This window comes from Nonomuraea phyllanthi, assembly GCF_006334985.2.
Lineage (GTDB): Bacteria > Actinomycetota > Actinomycetes > Streptosporangiales > Streptosporangiaceae > Nonomuraea > Nonomuraea phyllanthi.
The window spans coordinates 123,937-147,907 of the sequence record NZ_VDLX02000015.1; the positions used below are offsets into that span (position 1 = coordinate 123,937).

Annotated in this window: 22 protein-coding genes and 2 pseudogenes; 8 read left to right on the forward strand and 16 right to left on the reverse strand. The window is 67.4% G+C overall.

The genetic code is table 11. From position 1 onward, the window contains the following. Window positions 1–302: 302 nt before the first annotated feature. Window positions 303–561: pseudogene (locus tag FH608_RS53155) on the reverse strand (tyrosine-type recombinase/integrase); the annotation flags it as partial. A gap of 117 nt (window positions 562–678) precedes the next feature. Beyond that, on the reverse strand, window positions 679–1,218 hold the full coding sequence (locus FH608_RS51810; protein WP_193318790.1) for an SMI1/KNR4 family protein: 540 nt from the start codon (window positions 1,216–1,218) through the stop codon (window positions 679–681). Between the two features lie 314 nt (window positions 1,219–1,532). On the opposite strand from FH608_RS51810, the gene FH608_RS34350 reads away from it, so the two are divergent. Continuing rightward, on the forward strand, window positions 1,533–1,913 hold the full coding sequence (locus FH608_RS34350; RefSeq protein ID WP_139634535.1) for a DUF2750 domain-containing protein: 381 nt from the start codon (window positions 1,533–1,535) through the stop codon (window positions 1,911–1,913). A 583-nt stretch (window positions 1,914–2,496) separates the two neighbouring features. On the opposite strand, the gene FH608_RS34355 is transcribed toward FH608_RS34350, so the two are convergent. Together FH608_RS34355 and FH608_RS34360 are read right to left on the reverse strand one after the other, a co-directional pair. Further along, entirely contained in the window at window positions 2,497–2,799 is a 303-nt protein-coding gene (locus tag FH608_RS34355) for a hypothetical protein (RefSeq protein WP_193318791.1), read from the reverse strand. 14 nt (window positions 2,800–2,813) lie between these two features. Further along, window positions 2,814–3,155, reverse strand: coding sequence for a hypothetical protein (locus FH608_RS34360; RefSeq protein WP_139634537.1), 342 nt, complete (start codon window positions 3,153–3,155; stop codon window positions 2,814–2,816). An 86-nt stretch (window positions 3,156–3,241) separates the two neighbouring features. Between FH608_RS34360 and FH608_RS34365 the strand changes: the two genes are divergently transcribed. Then, the gene (locus FH608_RS34365; protein ID WP_226900170.1) at window positions 3,242–3,595 is read left to right on the forward strand and encodes a PadR family transcriptional regulator; all 354 of its coding nucleotides are present in this window, start codon (window positions 3,242–3,244) and stop codon (window positions 3,593–3,595) included. Next, window positions 3,592–4,611 carry a hypothetical protein gene (locus tag FH608_RS34370; protein WP_139634538.1) on the forward strand — a complete coding sequence of 340 codons (1,020 nt, stop codon included), beginning with the start codon at window positions 3,592–3,594 and terminating at the stop codon, window positions 4,609–4,611. Before FH608_RS34365 ends, FH608_RS34370 begins: the two co-directional genes overlap by 4 nt. A 586-nt stretch (window positions 4,612–5,197) precedes the next feature. Here the strand turns inward: FH608_RS34370 and FH608_RS34375 are convergent. Beyond that, a pseudogene (locus tag FH608_RS34375) lies at window positions 5,198–6,036 on the reverse strand (IS5 family transposase). A 311-nt stretch (window positions 6,037–6,347) separates the two neighbouring features. Next, complete coding sequence (locus FH608_RS51815) at window positions 6,348–7,289, reverse strand: GNAT family N-acetyltransferase (protein WP_226900151.1); 942 nt, start codon at window positions 7,287–7,289, stop codon at window positions 6,348–6,350. A 231-nt stretch (window positions 7,290–7,520) separates the two neighbouring features. Here FH608_RS51815 and FH608_RS34385 point away from each other — a divergent pair, with 231 nt between their 5' ends. Further along, window positions 7,521–8,078 (forward strand): WapI family immunity protein, encoded by a 558-nt coding sequence (locus tag FH608_RS34385; protein WP_226900152.1) that lies wholly within the window; start codon window positions 7,521–7,523, stop codon window positions 8,076–8,078. Window positions 8,079–8,235: 157 nt separating this feature from the next. After that, window positions 8,236–8,427, forward strand: coding sequence for a hypothetical protein (locus tag FH608_RS34390; protein ID WP_139634540.1), 192 nt, complete (start codon window positions 8,236–8,238; stop codon window positions 8,425–8,427). A 102-nt stretch (window positions 8,428–8,529) separates the two neighbouring features. On the opposite strand, the gene FH608_RS34395 is transcribed toward FH608_RS34390, so the two are convergent. The 4 genes from FH608_RS34395 to FH608_RS34410 all read right to left on the reverse strand — a co-directional run bounded on the left by FH608_RS34395 (window position 8,530) and on the right by FH608_RS34410 (window position 14,958). After that, complete coding sequence (locus tag FH608_RS34395; protein ID WP_139634541.1) at window positions 8,530–8,856, reverse strand: hypothetical protein; 327 nt, start codon at window positions 8,854–8,856, stop codon at window positions 8,530–8,532. A 33-nt stretch (window positions 8,857–8,889) separates the two neighbouring features. Beyond that, the gene (locus tag FH608_RS34400) at window positions 8,890–10,113 is read right to left on the reverse strand and encodes a hypothetical protein (protein WP_139634542.1); all 1,224 of its coding nucleotides are present in this window, start codon (window positions 10,111–10,113) and stop codon (window positions 8,890–8,892) included. A gap of 1,034 nt (window positions 10,114–11,147) precedes the next feature. Further along, on the reverse strand, window positions 11,148–14,078 hold the full coding sequence (locus tag FH608_RS34405; RefSeq protein ID WP_193318792.1) for an AfsR/SARP family transcriptional regulator: 2,931 nt from the start codon (window positions 14,076–14,078) through the stop codon (window positions 11,148–11,150). Between the two features lie 523 nt (window positions 14,079–14,601). After that, window positions 14,602–14,958 carry a winged helix-turn-helix transcriptional regulator gene (locus tag FH608_RS34410; protein WP_139634544.1) on the reverse strand — a complete coding sequence of 119 codons (357 nt, stop codon included), beginning with the start codon at window positions 14,956–14,958 and terminating at the stop codon, window positions 14,602–14,604. 68 nt (window positions 14,959–15,026) lie between these two features. Between FH608_RS34410 and FH608_RS34415 the strand changes: the two genes are divergently transcribed. Continuing rightward, window positions 15,027–15,635, forward strand: a complete 609-nt coding sequence (locus tag FH608_RS34415; protein ID WP_139634545.1) for a carboxymuconolactone decarboxylase family protein — start codon at window positions 15,027–15,029, stop codon at window positions 15,633–15,635. Next, window positions 15,632–16,489 (forward strand): PhzF family phenazine biosynthesis protein, encoded by an 858-nt coding sequence (locus tag FH608_RS34420; protein ID WP_139634546.1) that lies wholly within the window; start codon window positions 15,632–15,634, stop codon window positions 16,487–16,489. Before FH608_RS34415 ends, FH608_RS34420 begins: the two co-directional genes overlap by 4 nt. Before the next feature lie 47 nt (window positions 16,490–16,536). Here the strand turns inward: FH608_RS34420 and FH608_RS34425 are convergent, their stop codons facing one another. From FH608_RS34425 to FH608_RS34450, 6 genes are all read right to left on the reverse strand, one after another. Continuing rightward, window positions 16,537–16,869 (reverse strand): hypothetical protein, encoded by a 333-nt coding sequence (locus tag FH608_RS34425; protein ID WP_139634547.1) that lies wholly within the window; start codon window positions 16,867–16,869, stop codon window positions 16,537–16,539. 118 nt (window positions 16,870–16,987) lie between these two features. After that, window positions 16,988–18,001, reverse strand: a complete 1,014-nt coding sequence (locus FH608_RS34430; protein WP_139634548.1) for an ABC transporter ATP-binding protein — start codon at window positions 17,999–18,001, stop codon at window positions 16,988–16,990. Then, window positions 18,001–19,029, reverse strand: a complete 1,029-nt coding sequence (locus FH608_RS34435) for an ABC transporter ATP-binding protein (RefSeq protein WP_139634549.1) — start codon at window positions 19,027–19,029, stop codon at window positions 18,001–18,003. Before FH608_RS34435 ends, FH608_RS34430 begins: the two co-directional genes overlap by 1 nt. Beyond that, window positions 19,029–19,964 (reverse strand): ABC transporter permease, encoded by a 936-nt coding sequence (locus FH608_RS34440; RefSeq protein WP_139634550.1) that lies wholly within the window; start codon window positions 19,962–19,964, stop codon window positions 19,029–19,031. The genes FH608_RS34435 and FH608_RS34440 overlap by 1 nt, the downstream gene beginning before the upstream one ends. Next, complete coding sequence (locus FH608_RS34445) at window positions 19,964–21,016, reverse strand: ABC transporter permease (protein ID WP_139634551.1); 1,053 nt, start codon at window positions 21,014–21,016, stop codon at window positions 19,964–19,966. Before FH608_RS34445 ends, FH608_RS34440 begins: the two co-directional genes overlap by 1 nt. Window positions 21,017–21,023: 7 nt before the next feature. Further along, the gene (locus tag FH608_RS34450) at window positions 21,024–22,601 is read right to left on the reverse strand and encodes an ABC transporter substrate-binding protein (protein ID WP_193318794.1); all 1,578 of its coding nucleotides are present in this window, start codon (window positions 22,599–22,601) and stop codon (window positions 21,024–21,026) included. 324 nt (window positions 22,602–22,925) lie between these two features. Here FH608_RS34450 and FH608_RS34455 point away from each other — a divergent pair, with 324 nt between their 5' ends. Further along, window positions 22,926–23,954 carry a LacI family DNA-binding transcriptional regulator gene (locus FH608_RS34455; protein ID WP_139634553.1) on the forward strand — a complete coding sequence of 343 codons (1,029 nt, stop codon included), beginning with the start codon at window positions 22,926–22,928 and terminating at the stop codon, window positions 23,952–23,954. Window positions 23,955–23,971 lie beyond the last annotated feature (17 nt).

Genomic DNA, 23,971 nt, shown 5'->3' on the forward strand with positions numbered 1-23,971 from the left:
CAGCCGCGGCGAGAACGTCGATGCCCTGTAAAATCGTCGGCTCAGCCTACGCAAGTTCGAACCTTGCACCTGCCACCAGTAGTAAGTGCAGCTCAGAGGCCCTTCGGGGCCTCTTCTGCGTTTCAGGGATGTGCAGCCAGATGTAGCTCTGAGCGGACGTTTGTCGGTGGTCGCGCAATATACGCGCAATGATCTTGAAGCCGTCTCCGCAGGTCGGACCAACGGTTTCGAGGTCGCGTGTCCCAGAAACGCGAACGGGCCCCCGGAGATCATCCGGGACCCGATGGCCTGCGAGTGGCACGTCATGCCGCCAAAGCATCGGCAATTCGTCGGTTGGCGATCTCCTGGTGGCCGTCGATGCACTTGGCGTAGACGCGGAGGAGGACGTCCACGCTGTGACCCGCCCTCCCTGCCACCTCTGGGGCCGGGACGCCCGCGTTCAACCACAGTGAAACGGCCGCGTGTCGAAGATCGTAGGGCCGGCGGGCGAGGGGACTGGCGACCTGGGCAGGTGTGAAAGGCGAGCTTCCGTCCCTCCTGCCACACTTCGGTGTAGGCCGTCAAGGCGGCGGCGCAGCGCGCCGCCGTGTGGCCCGAGCTTGCGGCCCGCACGCTGCGCGTGCGGCCTGGGGGCCGTTCTCGCGCGCGGCCCGCCGCTCGGGCCGCGAGGCAACAGTTCTAGGGCCACCTCTCACAGACCAGCGGATGGCCCTCGACACCTTCCGCGAAGCCACTGGTGTCGTACCGAGCGCCAGACGCCCACCCCACTAGCCACTCAGTCATGGTCTCTACGATGGCCGGCTCTTGATCGGAATCGTGAGGAACGACGATCACCGGCCACTCTTCAGGTTCGCCTACCGTCAGCCAGCCCATCGCATCACCATCAATAGTGCTACCCCACTGGAAGAACCCGCCGGGTTCAGGCCACATGGCGAGCGTGAAGTCTTCGGGAGAGTCCTCTCGGAGGTCACGGTAGTAGTCCATCCACTCGGGTATTCGAGCACACTCCTCTTTGGTAAGAAGGCGCTTGTCGTAGATGGACAACCAGCGAGCGAAGTCGCAGCTCCCGTAGCGTTCGGTGAAGGCGACGTAGTCGTCTGGAAGCCGCATCCCGATATCCGCGAAAAGCTCACCCCAGGCACGAGTGCCGAAGAGCGGTGACGACGGCGGGGGAACAAGGGCAGTGAGCTGCTCAAGTGGTGCAGGATCGTATGCCACGGCGCCGACTGTAGCGGCAGCGACAGACAAACCATGCCTCCGGCGGGGGCACTCCGGCTCCGGGATGATCGTCGCACCAGGTGTTGAGGCCGTAGGTGGCTGAGGTGGAAACCTGATCATCCCGCCCGCCATCGACCCGGGACAAGCCAAGCAGACCAGGGCCACGGGGCCAAGGTCGTTCCTCCAGTTGGGGGCTCCACCTTGTCCCCGTGGCCCCGGCCCGCTTCCCCTTCGGGCGGGTCGACGGCAGACGGGATGATCAGGGCACGGGGGCGTGCGTTCCGCGTGACTTCCGCCGTAGGTACCGTGTCGGCATGAGTCAGAGCGGGGTGGAGGCGGCGGCGTTCTTTCGCGATGTCGCATCCCACCGCACAGTGTGGACAGTTCAAGACGAGAACGGCTGTCCGGCTCCGATGACTCCGAGCGGACGACGGAGCATGCCGTTCTGGTCTTCCCTCTCCCGGGCGAAGAAGATCATCAAAACGACACCCACCTATGTTGCGATGGAACCCAGGGAGATCAGCGTCGATGAATGGATGCATGAGTGGCTGCCTGGCCTCAAGAGGGATGGCCTGCTGATTGGGATCAACTGGTCGGGCCCGCGAGCAGTGGGGTGGGACTTCGAGGTGGACCAGGTGCTCGCCCGGCTCGAAGCCGCCCACACGTCACGCGCGACTTCCCAAGATCAGGGCTGAACGATCCGAAACCGTTCAAGATCGAGGTTCAGTTGGGCAGGTCGGGAGTTTCTCCCTAGCAAGCGCTGTGCAATATCCGTGCAATGATCTTGGAATTAGAGGCGGCGGGATGCTGCCTCGTCGCAGGTCGTAGACCGTCTATCGGCTGGGACGGTCACGCGCTGTAAAACCGTCGGTTCAGCCGATGCAAGTTCGAACCTTGCACCTGCCACACCAGCAGAAAGAGGCCCTACACCAGCGGAAACGCGGTGAAGGGCCTCTTTCGTTCTGTCCGGCTGCTCATGGTCATCAATGGCGCTCTACGGGTGCTCGCGTCGTATACGCGTCGGCGTCGGTCGGCCTCTCGACGTGACACCAAGGCGTCGACGATGAGCTGCCGGGCGACTGCGTCTTGGCCGACAAGGCACTTGGCGTAGACCCGTAGGAGCACGTGCACGCTGTGCCCGGCCCATTCGGCGACCTGGGGTGCCGGAACTCCCGCGTTGAGCCAGGTGGACACGCAGGCGTGCCGGAGGTCGTACGGACGTTCCGCGAGTGGTGAGGCGGCCTCGGCCGTGCTGAGCGCCGATGCGCGGGCTTTCTGTCAGAGGCGGCCGTAGACGCTTTCCGACAGTGGCCCGCCGCGCTTCCCGACGAACAGGAGACCATCCTGACTCACGCCGTGCTCCGCGAGATGGTGCCGGAGCAGGGCGACCAAGGGAGGCGGGATCGGCACTTTCCGGATCGCGTGGCGGGCACGGTGCTTCAGTTCGCGCGATTCCCGGCGTTTCCCGTTCCCCGTCCAGTCGGAGCCCACGGCCGGTGCGGAGTCACCCGGGAAGAGCCATCCCCACTCGCCGCCGGTTCCGGCCTTGGGGAGGTCGATCTCATCGAGGGTCAGGTCCACGGCCTCGGCCGGCCTCAGAGCTGAGTAGTACATGAGGCCGAAGAAGGTGGTGAGGCGAGGCGCGGTCTTCGAGACGGCCGCCAGTAGGGCCCCTGCTTTGCTGGGGGTTGATCACGCGTCTCGGCGAGACCTCCTCGCTGACTTTCGGCGTCTTCCACTTCACCCCCGACCAGCGGGTTGGCGGTCAGGAGCTTCCCCGGGCTGACGGCGTAGTCGAGCACGTTGTAGAAGACGGCGCGCTTGCGGGCGATCGTGGTGGCTGCGGCGGTCGAGCCGCTGAGCGTCTTCGAGATGCCTTTCAGTGCCTTCAGAACCAACGCCTCATCGGTCAGTGCGGACACCGAGACGGTGGTCATCGAGGGCACTGCTCTCCAGGGCTAAGAGCACAACTAATAACATGGTTCCTCTCATATCTTGCCTGCCAGGTTATGATGGCCGGGTGATGATGACGGAGCCGATGTTCTTGGCATTGACGGCGCTCCTGGACGAGCCGCGGCACGGCTACGGGATCGTGCAGGAAGTGGACCGGCTGTCTGAAGGCGCGGTACAGCTCAAGATCGGCTCCTTGTACGGCGTTCTCGACCGACTGGCTGCCGATGGCCTGGTGGAGCTCGACCACGAAGAGGCGCATTCAGGACGTCTGCGCCGCTACTACCGCATCACCGACGCGGGGGAAGACGCGCTTGCGACGGAGCTCGCCAGGCTGAACGGCACCCTCCAGATCGCCGCCCAGCGACTCGGAGCCCGCCGGCGCAGTGCCACCAGCCGGCCATTGATGGCTGGAGGTTCTTCGTGAACCTGTTGGAGCAGCGTTACCGCTTCATTCTCAAGATGCTGCCCGCCCCCTACAGGGCCGAGCGTGAGGAGGAGATGGTCGAGGCATTCCTCGAAGGTGCCGGGCAAGATGGCGACGAGCATAACGCGCGGCCGAGCTGGGCAGAGGTCGCCTCCATCGCCGCACTGGCGGTCAGGAGCAGGCTCGGCGGCCTCGGCGCCGCCCCCCGCTACCGCGCCATCGGTGACGCAGTCAGACTGGTGGCCCTGCTCGGGCTGGGCTACCAGGCCGTGATCGGCTGGATCACCGTGGTCTTCTCGCTGCACGTCCTCGGCTACCTGCCGGGACCATGGCCTGTCATCGCCCCCGGCATACAGGTGTCGGAGTTTCTGTCGATAGCGGACGGTCTGGTCTGTATCACCACCTTCGCCGCGCTCGCACTCGGCAAGGTTCGGGCAGCGAAGCTCCTGGCCGCGCTGGGCCTGGTGTACGTGCTGGTCATGGTCGGAATCGATGCCTTCACCTGGCCCCGATCGGTCATCGACTCGGCACCTCACGTCCTGGCCACCATGGTGCCCGTCCTGGCGCTGTTGACCGCCTATCACGTGGACGCGCCGGTGCGGCGCTCCCCGCCGATGACCGCCCTACCGCTGGGGCTGGCCGTGTTGTACATCGCCATCGCGCTGACCTTCACCAACACCTGGGGAATGGATGTCACGCCTGGTCACCCGGCGGTGTGGCTTGCCAGCTGGATCGATCCGCAAAGCGTCACCGTGGTGGTGCTGTTGATAGCGGGCCCGATTTGCCTCATTCGCAACAGTGCCCCGGCTTGGCGGTTGGCCCTTGCGGTCATGGCGGCGTCGATGGCCGTTGCGCGGTCACCGTTCTTCCTGATCGGTGTCGAAGGCTCCGTGCAGCCTCTTGCCATCACTTTAATTATTCAGAGTGCGGCGTTGCTGATGCTGTGTCTGGTGCTGATCATTGCGAGCCGACGTGTCCTGCCGCCTCCAGCTGTTCCTCTTCGAGACGGCGTCTAGCTTGTCGGAAGCCGTTTGCTGGGAAACGGCCACTCAGTAGCGCGGAACTCTCGACCCGGGTCACGCGTGTCGGCAGCAACGTGACCATCGTCTCCCTGAAGACAAGCAGTCATACTCGCCTGGGACGTACGTGCCTGTCCTGCGACTTCATACTGGCCAGTGGAGTTCCACTGCAGGTAGATGAGCCAGTAGATCAGCGGTTTCTGGGGGTTGTGTGCCCCAGAAACGCGAACGGGCCCCAGAGATCATCCGGGACCTTGACTCGCATGTTCACGCCGATCGCAGCCGTTCCTCAATCCACTGGTGACCGGCATCCCAGCTCGTGAACTCCTCCAGATGCTCTCCGCTCTGAGCATCGAAGACGTGATACCGACGCCTGCCCTCCTTGCCGGTACGGATCAGGTCATAAGAGCCCTCGTGCGAGCGGTACCAGATGCACTCCCCGCCGTCCGCACGTCGTGAGGTAGGTGATGTGTACGTGTACGCGTACTCGCTAACCGTTCGATCCGACATGGGCTGGATCGTATCTCCGCGTTTCTCCCGAGGGGAGGTCTCTGAGTGGGCGTTTGATTTGTAGGTGTTCGTCCTAGTACGTCCCTCGCCAGGTTGGGGTGGATTCGTCGGTGATGCGCTTGCTGGCGTTGTCGATCATCGCGATGTGGATCATGGCTTCGGAACTGGCGGGCAGGGTCTCGTAGTCGCGGGCAAGGCGGCGGTGGAGCATGAGCCAGCCGAAGGTGCGCTCGATCACCCAGCGTCGCTTGAGGATGTGGAAGCCACGGGTTTCGGGGTCGCGATGGACAACCTCGGCGTTGCCTCCGAGGGTGGCGGCGTGTTCGGTGAACTGGTTCTTGAAACCGGTGTCGACCCAGGTCACAGCAGGGTGGGGTGGGTGCCCTTGGCCTGGTCGAGGACCTGGATGCCGGCCTGGTTCTCCGAGACGGAGGCGGCGCAGACGACCACGGCGAGGAGCAGGCCGAGGGCATCGGTGGCTACGCTCCGCTTGCGCCCGACGATCTTCTTCGCGGCGTCCGTGCCCTGTGAGGCGGTCGGCGGGTTGGTGGAGGTTTTGATTGTTTGGGTGTCGATGACGGCCGCGGTGGGTTCGGGGTCGCGTCCTTCCTTGGCGCGGGCCAGGCCGGTGAGGTCGTAGTTGAGCTGGGCGAAGATGCCCTCATCGCGCCAGGCGGCGTAGTAGGAGTAGACAGTGCCGTGGGGTGGGAAGTCGTGCGGGAGGTAGGCCCAGGCGACGCCGGTCCGATTCAGATACAAGATCGCGTTGAAGATTTCTCTCAGGTCAGTGGGCGCGGGTGCTCCGGTGGGACGGCGGTCGAGCCGGGCCTGCCGCCAGGCGGTGAGGGTCGGTTCGATTAAGGCCCAGCGGGCGTCGGAGATGTCGGAACGGTACGGGCGTCGGGGGTTCATACCCGACCCCTACGTCCAGCCCCTCGTCATGCCTGGCATCTGTCGGGACATGGCGTGTCCAGGACATCTCTACGCCAGACGGACTCGGGAGCGGCTCATCTCACGAAACGGACATCGAGGAGAGCTCACCTGGACTCGCATATGCACAGATAGTTCGCGAAGTACGCGAATCGCTCGACAGCCATAACAGGGCGAGATGGCACAGACCATACCTAAACGCCCTCTGAGCGGCCGTTTGTCTATGGTCACGGGATGTACGCGGGATGGATCATGGGCGTTTCCCGAGGTGGACGCCCATGACCCCCACCCGGTCAGTCCCAGCCCATATCGATGCGCCCTGCGAAGTTCGCATATCCGGTGCGGTCGAATGCCATCGCCATCGGTGTGTTCGCCAGGTCCGTATCGGCGGTGATTCGCTCGGCGCCCTCCGCAGCCAGCAGACGAGTGCCCTCGATGAGCAGATCGTCTACGTAGCCGTGACCGCGGTGATCGTCGGCGACGCCGATATAGGCGACGACGAAGCCGTATGGGCTTCGAGCCGGCACCACCATTCCGACAGCCTCGCCGTCCGTGTCCATGCCGATCCGCCACCAGTCACGGGGGCTTGGGTAGCTCAACAGCTCCTGGTGATACTGCTCGTGGGCATACTCTTCGATCGAGGAGCGGGAGATGTCCGCCTGGCTGTACCTGTCGAGTGTGCCGGGCAGGATCCGGGCCAGCAGGGTTATGGCGTCCTCATCATCGCGGACCTGGCGGAAGGCCAACCGGCCAGGTGGCTCGGGCAGGGGTGTTCCGATGGTCCAGCGATAGCGGAGTCGTTCGACGAAGAGTTTTCCGCCGGTACGTTCAACCACCTCCACACGCTCTCCGATCCGTCGTCCTGCCACGGGATCTTCTCGCCAGCGGACCGGGACCGGTTGGAGCGCAAACTTTGGCGAGGGCGTGTCTGCGGGCAGCACCGCGTCCATTGCGGTCCGCAGGAGCCGCGCGGCTATGTCGATCAGATCGGGGTCGTCTGAGGTGTCGTCTATGTCGAGGGTCTCGAGGACCTCCGGCTTGGTGCCGTTACGGGACCACCAGCCGACCCGGGCAACCGGATGGCCGCCACGCAGTGCCACCCACATCCAGTCCGGCTTGCACAGCCCCTTGCCGAGGTCTTCAGCCAGTACGTCGTTGTAGGGGCCGGGCAGGGTGTTGAAGAGGCCGATTTCCTCCGGCCCGCTGATCGGGCGGATCACTAGGTCTGCTGTCACGCTGAGCTCCTGAACGTTTTACTGCGCACCGCCCACACCTGGCGCTGAGTGCCGTGCGCTCCTGAGCGGTACGGGCGCACCTTCTGCTGACGCGGATCACCGTTGCCCTCCTTCCCTGCTCGGGTTCTCCGTCTTGATCGGGATCGGGACATCGGGCATCAGATATAGGCGGCCAACCTCTCTGCCCGCAACGGCTTTCTCGGCGGCGAACTTCGGCTGGGAGGTTGTCAAATGATTTCGGAGCCGTTCTGCAGGTCGGAGGCCCCTGAATACGGGGGTGCGCGCTGCGCGCCGCGTCTCGTCAGTCCGCTGGCATTGGAATTGATGAAGGATGAGCGTATGGAGCATGCTGAGGTCCTCATCGGTCGGGGCGGGAGCATCGATCACGTGCTGATCCGGGTCCTTGGCCGCATGCATCCCGGCAGTACCGACTTCTGGGACGGCAACTGGCTGACCTCTCCGATCCACGTGCGTGCCGGAGGGTTCACGGCCAAGGTTGATGCAGGGCTTCGGGTTGATGAGCTGCGCGACTTCCGAGCGGCTTTGGAGCGCGTCTACGCCGAGGTCAGGGGGGCTGCCACTCTGTCCTCCCTTGAGCATTGGATAGAGCTCACCGTCGAGTGTCATCCCACGGGTTCCCTGTCGATCTCCGGGACTGTGGCCGACCATCCCGGGATGCGGAACACCCTGCACTTCGAGATCGACGGCCTGGACCAGACAGATATCCCGGCACTCGTGAATGCACTCGTCGCCGTGGAGAAGCAATTCCCCGTCCTGGGGCGCGAGTGAGGACTCTCTGGAGCCACCCGTATGGACGATCGTGAACTGGGCTGGACGGATCCGAACGGTCAAGGTGCCCGCGAGCAGCGCGGCGAACGGTTCTGGACAACCCTGGAGATGGTTTGAGGCCCTACGGATCAGATGTCGGCCGGGGCAACATGGGGTCATGAGCGCACGCGATCGTGAGGCATGGACCATCGACGACATACGGCGCGAGTTTGAGCGGTACAGCGCGTTGGTCAATGCCGCCGATCTGGCCCCGAGCACCAAGAGCACCTACCTGGCACATGCTGATCGCTTCGTACGCTGGCTGGCGGGCGAAGTGCACATCGCCCCCGGTCGGCGTCCGTCCGCTTAGTGCAGCACCGCACAACGGTGAACCAGTGGGAGAAATGCGCGCGGAGCGAAGAGGCGCAATTCCGCTCGTTAGCGAACTGCTCGCCGCTCTATGGACCGAACCTCAAATCTCCCTGACGGCCTCGCGGTTCGCGTGCTCGGCAGTCTCGTGGGTGGCGGAGTGTGCTCGCACGCCGCCTGCCGTGTTCCGCAGGCGGGCGAGGAGCGATGCGTACGCCTGTGGCGCGACCCGCGCGAGATCGGCGTGCTCCGCATCGAATTCGGGAGCGAGTTCCTTGGCTTCCTCTGCTCCGTGACGGTGGATGGTGGCGAAGGTCTGCCTGACCAGGGTTTCCAGATGGTCCGTTGCTGCCTGGAAGTCTTCGGAGGCCGCCCTGAGGCTGACGTGATCAACTTGCTGGTTATCGGGAGAACCTGGGGTGATGGCCACCGCACCAGGCTAACGATTCGCGGCGGGCGGTCGCTAACTCGGCGTGCCTAGGATCTTGATCGGTTCCAGGAAGCGAAGATCGTACTGGCGGTTGAACTGCTCGTAATATCCGGTGGATCGCGCCCACTCCTGCAGCGCTTCCCGGCCTGCCCGGTCACCCACTCGTTGCGCCTCGTCCGCGGTCAGCTCGGGCAGGCCCTGCTCACTCCGTCGGTAATTCTCGTCATGGACGGCTGCCTGGTAGGCGCGTCCGTAGTCGCTGCTTCCGGTGTACGGCTCGCCGCGGGCGGCCGCGAGTTGGACGCGGAACTCGTGGCCCCTTATCTCGCCGTCGATCTCCTCCTGGACGGCGGCATTGACGAACTCCTCCCGTCCCATGGTGAGCGGATTCGGCCCGCCCTGGTGGCGTGCGTGGTTCACCTCGTGGACGAACGTCGCGGCGAGATCCTCGGGGGAGCGGGTGTTCGCGCCTCCGATGCGCAGCACGTCCAGCTCGTCGTTGAAGTCACCGAGCCCGACGATGCCCTCGCTGTCATTGAGATCGCTGTGGTTGAAGATGACGGTGATCCCGTGCTTCTTCGCCCAGGCGAGCGCCTCCCTCCCCGCCGGCGTCTCCCGCAGGACCTCCTCCGTTCGCCGGCGGGCGTCCTCATCCGAGTCCATCATTCCGTAGTCGAGCTTCCACACGGCCAGGGCGGGCGAAACAACAGGCGCGGCGAAAACGACCCCCAAGTTGGAAAGGATGCCACGCGCCTTGCGGAGGGTGTCGCGCAAGATACCGCTGATGAGCTGTCGCAGGCTCTCCCGGATTGTTGTCAAGCTCATGCGCGCTCCCCTCACTTTGGCGAGCCGGATGAACTCCCGTACGGCGGGACCGGTCAGAACAGCCGCAAGTAGTGAAATCGCCAGCCACACGAGGACATAGATGATCAGGCCCTTCCACATCGCCCGCAGCAGCACGTAGATCAAGGTGCCGATACCGCTCTGCAGTGCGGCCTCGCTACCCGCGGCCAACTGCCGCCCCGGACCGTCCTCGCCTTCCCAGTGCTTCTTGAACGCCGCGACGTCAGCGCCCTCGTTCGTCTGCCAGAGATGCCGCGCGGCCGGCTCCATCTCCGCCGAGGCCGTTCGCAGCGCCAGGCCGAGGTCGATCCAGGCGCGGGCGGACCCGAGGCGCTCCTCCTCATCCGGCGGCGGAAACGGCGCCACGTCCTCGACCATCGAATGCACGCCCGCGAGCTGCGAGGGTAGTTCCACGCCGCGCCCTCCTGACAATCCTCTGACAGACCAGACATTCTCCCATTGACGCCCCCTGAATGGTGCAAAGACCCCGGAGCGCCTCCATCGGGGATCTCAGGGTCCCAGGAAGATCAGGGGGAACCGCGTTGGACCGCACAGACCCAGATCCGGGGTATATGGGGGATGATCTTGATGTCGGGCCCGAAGCGAAGTCCGTCCACGCAGCTCAGAGGATGTTGCCCGCCTAAAGCATTGATCCGCTGTAAAACCGTCGGCTCAGCCTACGCAAGTTCGAACCTTGCACCTGCCACACGAGCCAAAAGAGGCCCGTCACCAGTGGAAACGCGGTGACGGGCCTCTCGTGTTGTGTCCCGGCGTCTACGGCTGACACCGGCCCTGTACGGGTGGCTGCGCCGAATACGCGCCGAAGACCGTCAGTCCGTCTCGGGGGCATCTGGCCGCTCGAAGGGTGCGACTGGGGAGAGGGCCGTTTCGATGCGGCTCGTGGCTTCAGCTTGCCCGCCGGCGATGCACTTCGCGTAGACGCGCAAGAGCACATCCACGCTGTGGCCCGCCCACTCCGCAACCTGATGTTCGCGAGCATATGGTCGCGAACCGCCCTCTCATGCAGCACAAGCGATCAAAGGACATCAATTCACGATCCGCCCCTCTCAGGAAAGGGCGCGTACTTGCGCAGCGTCCGCAGCGGCCCGACGTCGGCGCGTCCTGGGCGATCCGTCACGAGGTCGGGGAGTGCTGTCGCGAGGGCGTTCCGAGATGCTGTCGCGGGCCTTGGCCGCCGCACGAGGCCACTTCATCCCTACGTAGGCTCGAAGGAAATCGAAGATCCGGGCGTGCAGGTCACGCATCTACTGGCTGGCTGGGCAGGCGTCAGGGCTGCGCGCGGTGCCGGCGTGCCGTGCTCGTCCTCGCCGTCCGCCCCGATGTGCCCTCGCCGGGGCGAAGCGCCCTCCGTGTTGACTGTCATCATCGCGATCAGCTATTCGGCCCGGCGCTGGCCGGCCTTTCATGACATGGTCTGGGCGGTCGGCCTATCGCACTGTACGAGAGCCAGGGGGCAGCGCTGGCTCGTCGGAGTGTGCACCGGTGGCGGCGGGTTCGGCTGCTTGCTCCTGCAGGGCGTATCGGATCGCGTCTTTGATGTCCAGTTCGCGCCCTTCGTCGAAGAGGGAGGCGTAGGCGGTATCGCCCAGGGCGTCCCGCACTTGTTTCTCATAGGGCACGTGGACCCGCTGAAAGTAGACGGTCTCGACGAGGGAGCTTCCCACCTTGCGCCAGATCGAGTGTGCGGCGCCGAAGAGCCGGGCGGCACGCTCGTTCTCGCGAGTGATCGTCGCAGCCCAGGCTAGCGCCTCGATGCAGAAGGCTTCGCCGGCCAAGTCCTCTGTGCGGGCTCTAGGCCGCAGAGACTCACGGATGCGAGCGGCACCGCGATCAACCTCGCCGCGTTGGATCAGTCCGAGGCCTACCATCCACTGATCCCAGGACGTCGACCTCTCTGCCCCGTAGGACCGGGAGAGGGCGAGGCACTCTTGCTCGTAGTCGACTGCTCGCGGGTCGTCGGCGGCTGAGGCGGCCAGCGACAGGTGACGCAGGGTGAGGTGCAGGGCAAGCGGATCGCCCAGCCGGCGATGCTCGGCGAGTGCCTGCTGGAGCAGGTGCAGGGCCGCGGGCAGGTCACCCGAGTACATCAGCGCCGTGCCGCTGCACAGGTCCGCCCACGCGCGTACCTGCGGATCGTCCAGTTGCTCGGCGAGGACGCGGCTTTTCCGTGCCATCTCCAGGGCGGCGCTGATGTCCCCGAGCATGAGCAGCAGGTTGGCGTGCGCGCCGAGGGCTGCGGCGCGGGCGTGCGTGGTCTCGGGATTGAGCTCCAGCGCCCGCTCCAGCCAGTGGCTCCCCTCGCGCAACGCCCCTGTGTGAATCCAGACGAAGTGCAGGGTGGTCGCGCTCTCCAGTGCTGCCCGCTCCTGGCCAGGTGCGCTGAGGCTGTACTCCAGGGCGGTACGAAGGTTCGGCTGCTCCCGCCGGAGCCGGATCAGCCAGTCGACCTGGCGTGGCCCGAACAGCTCCGACGAGGCACGCAGCACCAGACGCCGATAGTGATCCCAATGCCGTGCCCGCACCTGTGCCAGCTCCCCGGATGAGGCCAGCAAGTCTTGGCCGAACTCGCGGATCGTCTCCAGCAGGCGATAGCACGGCTGAATACCGTTCTGCTGGCAGAGAATGATGGATTTGTCGACCAGGTCGGCCACCAGCGCGTACACGGTTTCCCGCGTGATCGCGCCGTCGGTGCAGACGTCCTCGATGGCGTCCAGATCGCAGCCGCCGGCGAAGACCGACATCCTGGCCCACAGGAGTCTCTCGGCGGCCGAGCACATCTCGTAGCTCCACTCGATCGCGGCGCGCAGGGTCTGGTGCCGTGGCAGCACGCCTCGTCGCCTGGCCAGCAGGTCGAAGCGGTGGTCGAGCCTGGCCCGGATCGTCTCCACGGGCAAGGCCCTGGCCTGGACCGCGGCCAGCTCCATGGCCAGCGGGATCCCGTCCAGCCGCCGGCACACCGCCGCCACGGCGTCGCTGTTGAGCGCCGTCAGCGTGAAACTTGGGCAGACGGCCGCCACCCGATCGACGAAGAGTTGCACGGCCTGCGATGCGAGCGCGGCGGGCAGGGATACCGGTGCGGGCGGGACCTCCAGCGGCGGCACGGGCAGGATCGACTCACCCTCGATATCGAGCGGTTGGCGGGTGGTCGCCAGGATCCGCAGGTCCGCGGCGTGCGCCAGGAGGGTGGCGGCCAGGTTCGCGCACGCGTCGATCAGGTGCTCGCAGTTGTCCAGGACCAACAGCATCTGCTTGTCGGCCAGGTAATCGCACAGGTGCGCCAGCGGCGTGGACGTCGTCTGCTCGCCCAGCCCGAGCGTGCCCGCGACCGTGGACGCGAGCAACTCTTCGTCCTGCAGCGGAGCGAGATCGATCAGCCAGGCTCCGTGACGGAATCCCGGCTCCACCTCGCCCGCCAGGCGCAGCGCCAGCCGGGTCTTGCCCACCCCACCGGCCCCAATCAACGTCACCAGGCGGGCACGGGCCAACAGCGCCTTCCCCATGGCGAGCTCGTGCTGACGGCCGACGAAACTGGTCACCTCCGCCGGCATCCGCCCGATGTTCCCCGCTGCCGTCTCCATGGTGGGTGCCTGTGTGGCCAGCGCAGGGCCGCTGAGTGCCGGGCTCTGTTCCAGGATTGCCTGATGTAGCGCCACCAGTTCTGGGCCGGGATCCAGGCCCAGCTCATCGGCCAGCCGTTCGCGCAGCTCGCCATAACCGGCCAGGGCCTCGGCCTGCCGCCCCGCACGATACAAGGCGCGCATCTGGATGGCCCGCAACCGCTCCCGCAGCGGATGGCGTTCCACCAGATCACCCAACTCGCCGACCAGCAGGTCGTGCTCCCCGAGCGCCAGCCGTACCTCGGCGTGATCCTCCACCGCGGACAGCCGCTGCTCCTCCAACCGGGCAACGGCCGAGCGGACGAAGTCGTCATCGGCGAAATCGGCGAAGGGCGGGCCCCGCCACAAAGCCAGCGCATCCGCCAGCAAACCTGTCTTGACCTGGAGATCCTCCGTGTCCCGCGCGCGGGACGTCAGGATCGCGAACCGCCCCGCATCCACCGCCTCGGCATCCACCCTCAGCAGGTATCCGGGCGGGCGCGAGGACACCAGTTCGCCGCTACCGGGCTCGGCCGCTTCCAGGGCATGCCGCAGCCGGGACACCTTCAACTGCAGCGCGCTCATCGGATTGGCCGGTAGATCGTCTCCCCACAGATCGTCGATCAACCGGTCCGCAGACACCACCTGTCCCTGATGCACCAGCAGATCGGCCAGCACGGCCCGCACCTTGGTCTCCGGGACCGCTACCGGCCTCCCATCGGCCGTCCACACCTGCACCTGGCCAAGCACCCCGAAGTGCATAACCCCAGGATATCTCCATAAATCACGGCAGATCGTCGTGACTCCGTCGTCTGTACAGGGAAGAAGGCGGTGCCCTGCGGTTCTCGTGCCTCCTCTGAAGCGAGTCGAAGCGTTCTCATGTGGTGAGATCAAGTAGCCGAAGGCGGATGACCCGTTCGAACGTGCCGTACGGCTCAGGTCACCGTCGCGATCGCGGGCACTGTCCCAGCTGGGCGGGGTGGACCAGTCCACGATCACGCGTTGCTCGTGGGCGGACATCCGTACGACCTGGGTGAGCGAGGCCATCTCGGCCTCGGGCAGCCCACCCTAGACGATCATGTCGGCGCGTTCGGCGAAGCCCCGGGCCTTGAGCCGCCGTTGCGCATCGTGGTCATGCGCGCCGAAACGGTAGGCGCTGTCCGTCCGCCGATCACTTCTCGGCCTTATCGAGGACACCCGGTCCGGGCGAGCTGCACGCCGGGAGTTCGCCATGACCTCGACCCTGCGGTGCAGCGGGTGGGTGACGTCACCGCCCCGTCGCGTCTCAGGGCTGATCACTCGGTGGGGCGTCGCCCATCTCCTCGGCCCAGCGGCGGCTCCAGGCACTGAGCGGCGCGAGCGCCTCGACGAGGTCACGGCCGAGGGGGGTGAGCCGGTAGCCGTCGTCGTGCAGGGCGGCCAGGCGGGCGGCGGTCAGGTCGTCGAGGCGAGTGCTGAGCACGCTGGAGGACATGCGCTCGCAGCGGCGCTGGAGCTCGCGAAAGCCCGCCGGGGCATGGCTCAGTTCCCACAGGATGCGCATCGTCCAGCGCCGTCCTAGCAGGTCGAGCGCGGCCATCACCGGACGGCCGGACGCCGATCCCCTGACCGGCACCCCCGGCCGGGGCGCTCTTGCTTCCATGCCCGCTCCCTTGCGCTTCGCTTATCGAAGCATCATAGTAGTTCGATAATCAAAGCAGGAGCGCTTATATGCCGCGTATCGAACCGCTCAGCCCGCCCTACCCCGCCTCTATCGACCAGGCGCTCCGCCGCTGGATGCCGCCCGGCGTGCCGTACGAGCCGTTGACGCTGTTCCGCGTCCTGCACCGCAACCCGGAGCTGGCCTCGCGGATGTTCTCCCTGGGAGCCGGGCTGCTGGGCCACGGACTCCTGCCTGCTGCCGACCGGGAGATCGTCATCGCCCGGGTGACGGCCCGCGCCGGCTGCGGCTACGAATGGGGCGTGCATGCGGCGACCCTCGCCCAGCAGGCCGGGCTCACCGCCGGGCAACTGCGGGCGACCGTCGCCCCAGGCGTCGACGGCTCGTGGCCGCCGCGATACGCGGCACTGCTGACCGCGGTCGACGAGCTGCACGAGAGCGCACGGCTGTCGCAGCCTGCGTGGGACGCCCTACGCGTCCACTACCAGGACGAGCAGCTGCTCGAATTCCTCGTCCTGGCCGGCTGGTATCGGACCATCGCCTACCTGGCGAACGGGCTGCTGCTGGAGGAGGAGCCCTGGGGCCTCCCGTTCCCCGAACCGCCGGACCCGTCTCAGCCGGCCAGAGCCGAGCGGGCCGGTGGGAAGGACCGCCGATGAGCGGGAACGGTCCGCAGGTCGCGATCGTCCATGCCTGCCTGCGTGACGGCCGAGGTGGCAGTCCCACCGCGGTGATGGAGGAGACGTCGTTGACCGACGCCGAACGCCGCCGCGTGCCGGTCCTGATGGGAACCTCGCACGCGGTCTTCGTCTCCGCGCACGACGGACCCGATGGGCCTGTGGCCGCCCTGCGCTTCTTCACCGCCGAGAAGGAACTGCCCGCGTGCGGTCACGGGACGGTCGCGGCCCTCGCATACCTCTTCAAGAGCGGCGAGTACCGGACGACGCTCCAGACGCCGGGTGGTGTCTTCGCCGGCCGGGCCGTACGGGAGGAGGGGCACATCGCATCCGCCTTCGACACCGGCCCCGTCGACCTACGCGAGCCCACCACGGCCGAGTGCGACCTCGTCGTGCCCGCCCTCGGCATCACCTCGGACATTCGCGTACCCGGCGTCAGAGTTGCCGCGGTGGGGCGGCCGCGGTTGCTGGTACCCGTTGCCACCCGGTCGTCTCTGGCGGCGCTCGACCCGGACCTCGACGGGCTCCGCGCCGCCTGCGACAGGCTCGGCCTCCTCGGCTGCTACGTCTATAGCGTCGCGGAGCGCTCCGGCCGGGTCGCGGCCCGCATGTTCGCCCCGTCGATCGGCGTCCCCGAGGACGTCGCCAATGCCAACAGCACCGCCTGCCTCGCCGCCCACCTGGCCGAACAGGGCGTCACCCGCATCGCCGTGGACATGGGCGACTCCCTCGGCCACCCTTCCACGATCACCGCCGCAACACGGCCAGGCGTGCCGGGCGGCCTCGTCCGCCTTGGCGGCGCCGCGCGAATCGCGCGCGTCCTCCGCCTGCCGTGAACAGCCGGGAGGTCCGTACATGCTTGAGCACGGAACCGGCGGCTGACCTACTGCGTCGCCTCCTTCAGCAGGTCACGCAGCCGTTTCACCAGCTCGGGTTCGCCGTCGAAGGTGAGCGCCGTCCCGTCCCCGCGCCCCCACATCCACAGCAGCACGTCATGGGGCGTACCCGAGATCGACGCCGCTCCCGGGGAATCGTCCTTGGTTCGTCGCCGAAGTCCTTCGGAACACCCTGCACTTCGAGATCGACGGCCTGGACCAGACAGATATCCCGGCACTCGTGAATGCACTCGTCGCGGTGGAGAAGCGATTCCCCGTCCCGGGGCACGAGTGAGGACTCTCTGGAGCCATCCGTATGGACGATCGTGAGGCATGGACATAGATGACCAAACCCGCCTCCTTCAGCGGGAGCGGGGCGAGTGGCCGTGCGCAGCACGTGTCAGTGCTCGGGATCGCCGTGGCCCACCGGCTAGGGACGTTGCCGGGTGGCCACAACGCTCAGGAGTACAGCCAGCAACGGGCCCAGTGGCTCGCGGCGAACGTGTGTGTCGGCGGCGCCGTGGTCGAGCAGGCCGGCGTCGCGTCGGGGCAGCGATGTGCGAACGGGCAGCCGACGGGCTCGGCGAGCAGGTTCGGGGGCTCTGCCAGGTCCTCCTCGTCGAGGTCTTCGGAGCTGCCGGCGGTGGGACGGTCGGGGTCGGGGGAGGCGGCGAGCAGGAGTTTCGTGTACGGGTGCTTCGGCTCCTGGGTGACCTGCTCGACGGGCCCCGTCTCCACGATGTGCCCGGCGTACATGACGCTGATCTCGTCGGCGAAGTAGCGGGCGCTGGCGATGTCGTGGGTGATGTAGAGCATCGCCAGGCCGTCGCGGCGGCGGAGTTCGGCCAGCAGGTTGAGGATGTCCAGCCGGATCGACACGTCCAGCATCGACACGGGCTCGTCGCCGAGCAGGACGGCCGGCTCGGCGGCCAGCGCCCGCGCGATCGCGATCCGTTGTCGCTGCCCGCCGGACAGCTCGTGCGGGTACTTGTCGATGAAGTCGTCGGCCGGCGTCAGGTTCACCCGTTCCAGCAGCTCCAGCACACGGCCTTCGAGCTCGGCCGACGACGTACGGGCGAAGTTCCGCAGCGGTCTCGACAGGATGTAGCGCACCCGGTGCAGGTTGTTCAGCGACGAGAACGGGTCCTGCAGCACCATCTGGACGCGGCCGAAGTGCGTACGCCGGTCCGCGCGCCGGACCGGTTTCCCGGCGAACTGGACCTCCCCGCTGGTGGGGACGTCTCCGAGCGCCAGCAGCCGGGCCAGCGTGCTCTTGCCGGAGCCGCTCTCGCCCACCAGCGCGAGGATCTGTCCACGCCGTAGCGTCAGGTCGACCCCGTTCAGGGCGTGCACCACATGGCCACGGTCACGACCGTGCAGGGGGATCCGCTTCGTCACGCCGACCGCCTGCAGGATCGCCTCGGGTGTCTCAGCAGCCTCGGCTGCCTGGGTGGCCGGAGGAGTGGTTGACATCACTGCACCGCCTTGCTCGCAGGGAGTCTGGTCTGGTCGGCCGGCCGCTGCAGCAGGCACGCGGCGCCGTGCTCGACCTCCAGCGGGAGCTCCGGCCGGGAGGCCGAGCACTCCGGCTGCCGTTTCGGGCAGCGTGGCTGGAACGCGCAGCCGGACGGCAGCGCCCGCAGGTCGGGTGGCGAGCCGGGGATGCCGCGAAGCTCGCGCAGCGGCCCGTGAAGCGGCGGGAAGGAGTCGCGGAGTCCCTGGCTGTACGGGTGCCGCGGGTCGTGGTAGATGGCCGACGCCGAGCCGATCTCGACGATCCGGCCGGCGTACATCACCATGATCCGGTCGGCGAGCTCGACCAGCAGCGACAGGTCGTGCGTGACGAACACGATCGCGAAGCCGAACTGCCGCCGCAGCCGCATCAGGCGGCGCACGATCTGCCGCTGCATCACCACGTCGACCGCGGTGGTCGGCTCGTCCATCACGATGATCTCCGGCTCGCACGCCAGCGCGAGCGCGATCGTGGCGCGCTGCCGCATCCCGCCGGAGAGCTCGTGCGGGTAGCTGCGGACCCGGTTGGCCGGGATGCCGACGAGCTCGAGCAGCTCCTCCGCCCGGGACCAGGCGTCCTTCCGGCCGACAGCGCGATGGGCGCGGATCACGTCGGCGAACTGGGCGCCCAGGCGCATCACCGGGTTCAGCGCGGCCATCGCGCTCTGGAGCACCACTGCCAGCGAGTCCCAGCGCAGCTCCCGCAGCCGCGCCGGGGGCACGGCGAGCAGGTCGATCCCGGCCTCCGCGCCGCCGGGGTGATAGGTCACCGTGCCGCCGGCGATCCGGGCCGGGGGCCGCTGCAGCCGGGTCAGCGCGGTCATCAGCGTCGACTTGCCGCTGCCGCTCTCGCCGGCGACGCCGAGGATCTCGCCTCGGCGAAGCTGGAAGCTGACGTCGTCGACCGCGCGGACCGCGTCGTCGCCGGAGCCGTACTCGACGGTGAGACCCGCCACGTCGAGGAGAATGGGGGGATCCTGGTTGGTCATCAGCTTGCCTCCGCGATCGCCGCCGTCGCTCGACCGGCCTTACGGTGCGCTCTCGGACTGCGGGCGCGCAGCCGCGGGTCGGACAGCTCGTCGACACCGAAGTTGATCAGGCCCGCGGCCGTACCGATCAGTGCGATGCACAGGCCCGGCGGCGCGAACCACCACCAGGCGCCGCTGAGCAGAGCGCCCTGCGACTGCGCCCAGAAGAGCATGGTGCCCCAGCTGACCGTGTTCGGGTTGCCGGCGCCGATGAAGTTCAGCCCGGCCTCGGCCGCGATCGAGCTGACCACGGCGAACAGGAAGGTGGAGGCGATCAGCGGCGCCAGGTGCGGCGCCACCTCCAGCAGCACGATCCGGACCCGCGATTCGCCGGCGTAGCGCGCGGCCTGCACGAAGTCGCGGTTGCGCAGCGACAGCGTCTGGGCGCGCTTGACCCGGGCGCCACCCGGCCAGCTGGTCAACCCGATGATCAACGCGACCATGATCCAGCCGCCGCGGCCCTGGGTGTAGCTCGCGATGATGATCAGCAACGGCAGCCCGGGGATGACCAGGAAGACGTTCACGAACGCGGTCAGCGCGGCACCGGCCTTGCCGGTGCTGTAACCGCTGATCACGCCGAGCAGGACGGCGAGCGTGGTCGAGATCGCGCCGCCGGTGAGCCCGACCAGCAGCGAGGTACGGGTTCCGGTGACCAGTTGCGCCAGCACGTCCTCGCCGGCGGTCGTCGTGCCCAGCCAGTGCCGGCCCGACGGCGGCTCCAGCGGCCCGCCCGCGTGCAACCGGCCCGCGGTCTGGCCGAGCAGCGCCGACACGAGCGCGGGGCCGATGATCGCGATCACGACCAGCACGACCAGGATCACCAGGCCGACCGCGACCTTGCGGTTCCGCGGCCGGCGGATCTTGCGTGGCAGCCGCAGCCGCAGTGGCAGCCGCATCAGGAGACCTCCCGGGTCCGTGGGTCGAGCAGGACGTAGATCGAGTCGGCGATGAAGTTGATCGCCAGCACCGTCAGGGAGATGACCAGGAACAGGCCCTGCATCAGCGGATAGTCGAGGTTGAGGATGGCCTGGTTGAGCAGGCTCCCGAGGCCGGGGTAGTTGAACACCAGCTCGGTCAGCAGCGAGCCGCCGACGACCATGCCGATCGAGACCGCGAAGCCGGAGATGCTCGGCAGGATGGCGTTCCTGGCGGCGTAGCCCGAGATCACCCGGGAGTTGGGGAGACCCTTGGCCCGGGCCAGCAGGACGTAGTCCTCGTTGATCACCGACGCCGTCATGTTGCGCATGTGGATCAGCCAGCCGCTGATGGAGGTCAGCACGATGGTCGCCGCCGGCAGCACCGCGTGCTCGAGGGCGCTGCCGATGAAGGCCGCCGTGAATCCCGGCTCCACGTTGCGCCCGGCGCCGCCGGCCAGCGGCAGCCAGCCCCACTGGAAGGCGAACACGAAGGCGAGGATCAGCGCGATCCAGAAGTACGGCACCGAGTGAACGAAGATCGACAACGGGCTGGCGATGGAGTCGAACCGCTGTCCCGGCCGCCAGCCGGCGATCGCGCCCAGGACCGTACCGACCACGAAAGCGATCACCGTGGCGCTGCCGACCAGGATCACCGTCCACCAGAAGCCGGAGATGACGACGTCGGTGACCGGCGTGGGGTAGAAGGCGATCGACAGCCCGAAGTCGCCGCGGAACAGCCCGCCGAGGTAGGACACGTACTGGTCCCAGAGCGGGCCGCTGTTCGCGCCGCCGAAGAGACGGTGGACGACTGCCTCCCGCTGTGGCGACACCGGCCCCAGCTCGGTCATCTTGAGCAGGATCGCCGAGGCCGGGTCGCCCGGCATCAGCCGGGGGAGCAGGAAGTTGAGGGTGATCGCGGCCCAGCCGGCGACCAGGTAGAAAGCGATCCGCTTGGCCGCCACGCTGCCGGTCAGCGCTCGGAGGGCGCCGCTGACGGGGGTTCGTGCGGGGGCCGTCGCCCGGGCTGCCATGACGCTCCTAGACGGCCGGCTTGAGCGACAGCACGAGCTTGGCCGCGAAGACACCGCTGATCGCGCCCGGGTCGGGCGTGGTGTACGGGTCCTCCTCGCTCGGCCAGCCCGTCCAGTTCTCGGTCGAGTACATGTACGGCGTGCCCTTCACCAGCAGCGGGATCACCGGGACCTGGTCGACCATGATCTTCTCCAGCGGCAGCGTCGCCTCCTTCTGCTCCTCCGGCGAGGCCTTGGCCAGCGTGGCCAGCGCCTTGTTGGTGGCGGGGTCGTCCCAGCCGACGAAGTTGTGCTTGCTGTCGGGCGCGAGCATCGAGGAGTAGAAGTTGTACGGGTTGGCGCCATAGGTGAAGGCGTCGCCGTAGATCGCGTCGAAGTCGCCCTTGCCCTCGCGGGTGGTGTAGGCCGTGGGCGGAACGCCCTCGACGGTGGCCTTGATGCCGATCTGGTTGAGCTGCGAGACCAGTTCCTGCGTGTAGGCCATGCCGTCGGCGAAGGTGGAGACCGTCAGCACGCCCAGCGTCAGCTGCTTGCCGTCCGGCCCGACCAGCTGGTCGCCGTTCTTGTGGTAACCGGCCTTGGCGAACTCGGCCAGCGCGGCCTGCTGGTCCTGGGCCAGCGGTGCCCGGTCGGCCTCGGGGATCCAGTCGTTCCAGTCCTCCTGGTAGAGACCGGTCGCGGAGACCGGTGCGTAGACGCCCGGGTTGTAGGCATTGGCGATCTGCTCGCGGTTGAGCGCCAGCGCGAACCCCTTCCGGACGTGGACGTCCTGGAACGGCTCGCGCTTGTGGTTCAGCAGCAGCGGCTTCATGCTGGCGTGGACCGGCCACAGGTGGTTGTTGTCCGGGTCCTTGGCGACGAACTGCTGGATGTCGGGGATGCCGGCGTAGGCCAGGTCGACCTCGTGCCGCACCAGCTGCTGCGCCAGCAGGCTGGTGCTGCTGGTCGTGATGTAGTTGATCTGGCCGACCGGGACCTGCTGCTTCCAGTAGTCCTTGCGGGCCTCGAAGCTGGCCTGCTGACCGGTGACCCGGCCCAGCTTGTACGGCCCGCTGCCTACCGGCGAGGTGTTGAGCTCCTTGTCGGGATCCTTGCCCTGCCAGATCTTGGCGGGCACGATCGCGGTGCGGCCGATGTCCTGGACGATCGCGTAGGCCGGTTCGGAGAACCGCAGCCGGACGCCGTCGGCGGTCTTGGTCGCCTCGGTCAGCGGCAGCGCCAGCAGCTCGTGCTGCTTCATGTACTCGAAGGTGAAGACCACGTCGTCGCCGGTCAGCGGGCTGCCATCGGCCCACTTGGCCCGGGTGTCCAGGGTGATGTCCAGTGTCTTGCCGGCGTCGGCCCAGGCGATCTCGGTCGCCAGGCTGGGCATGAACTCGAACGTGCCGGCGGTGTTGAAGTCGTACAGCTGCTCGTAGATCAGCCCCATCGTGCCGCGGAGCGCGTTGGGCGAGAACGGGTTGAAGTTGGGCTGCAGGGTCGGCTGCGAGTAGGCGGCGACGGTCAGCGGCGCGCCGCCGCCCGCACCTCCTGCTCCGCCGTCAGCGCCGCCACCTGAACAGGCTGCGAGCGAGGCTGCGAGCACCGCCGACACGACACCGGAAGCGATTCTTTTCGACTTCGTCACGGTCAACCCCTCTCGGCCGCGCATGGGCCGGCTTCGTCGCCATGGCTCGCCAGAAGCGCAGAGTCACTGGCACCGCGACCGAGAGCCTTCAGCAAGTGCTCGAGCAGGTCGCGGCACGATGCTGCCAACGCTTGCAGCAATTGTCAATGAATTGTCGGTTATCATCCCAATCTCAGCGGCGTTCGGGGCTGTCTACTGAGGCCGAAGCGCTCGCCGCAAGCTGCAAGCTGCTTGCGGCGAGGGTGGCAATCGTTGCAGTGACGGCCTGGAAGGGGGCCCACGATGGCGGTGACGCTCGCGGACGTGGCCGCGGTCTGCAGGCTGTCCATGTCGACGGTCTCGCGTGCCCTGTCCCATCCGGAGCGCGTGAACGCGCGGACCCGCTCCCGGGTCGAACGGATCGCCCGCGAACTGGGCTACGTGCGCCACGAAGTGACGCGCTCGCAGGTGTCGCGGCGGACCGCGATCATCGGGCTGATCGTCCCCGACATCGCCAACCCGTTCTTCTCCGTGATGACCAAGGCCGTCCAGGACCGGGCGTGGAAGAAGGGGTATTCGGTCATGCTCGCCGACACCGACGAGCGGGCGGCGGACGAGCCGGACCGCGCCCGGGTGCTCGCCGAGCAGGCCGACGGACTCATCCTCGCCTCGCCGCGGGCGGACGACGGGCGGTTGCGCGAGATCGCCAGGAGCTCTCCCGTCGCCTTCGCCAACCGCGAGATCGCCAGGAGCTCGCCCGTCGTCTTCGCCAACCGCGAGGTCGATGGTGCGGCCGGCGTGGTGATCGACGAATACGCGGGCATGAACGAGGCGGTGCAGTACCTCGTCTCGCTCGGGCATCGCAGCATCTGCTACCTGTCCGGGCCGGGCCGGTCCTGGTCCGACCAGCGGCGGCGCGAGGCGATCGGCGCGGCCTGCCGGGCGCACGGGGCCGAGCTGACCGAACTCGGCCCGTTCGAGCCGCAGATCCAGGCCGGGATGCGGGCCGCTGACGTGATCAGGTTCAGGGGCGCCACCGCCGCCATCGCCTACGACGACATGATCGCGCTCGGCCTGATCGCCCGGCTCGCTGAGCGGCGCGTCAAGGTCGGTCGCGAGATCAGCGTGATAGGCATCGACTGCGGGCCGCTGTCGGAGGCCGCCCACCCGATGCTGACCACGGTTCATCTGCCTGGCGCCGAGCTCGGCGCGCTCGCCGTCGACCTGCTGCTGGACCGGCTCGACCCGGCCGCGGCCGGCCGGGAGCCGCCGAGGGTGCGGCTGGAGAGCCGGCTGGTGATCCGGGGATCGACCGGCCTGCGGGTGCCATGAAGGGGGAAGCGCCCGTC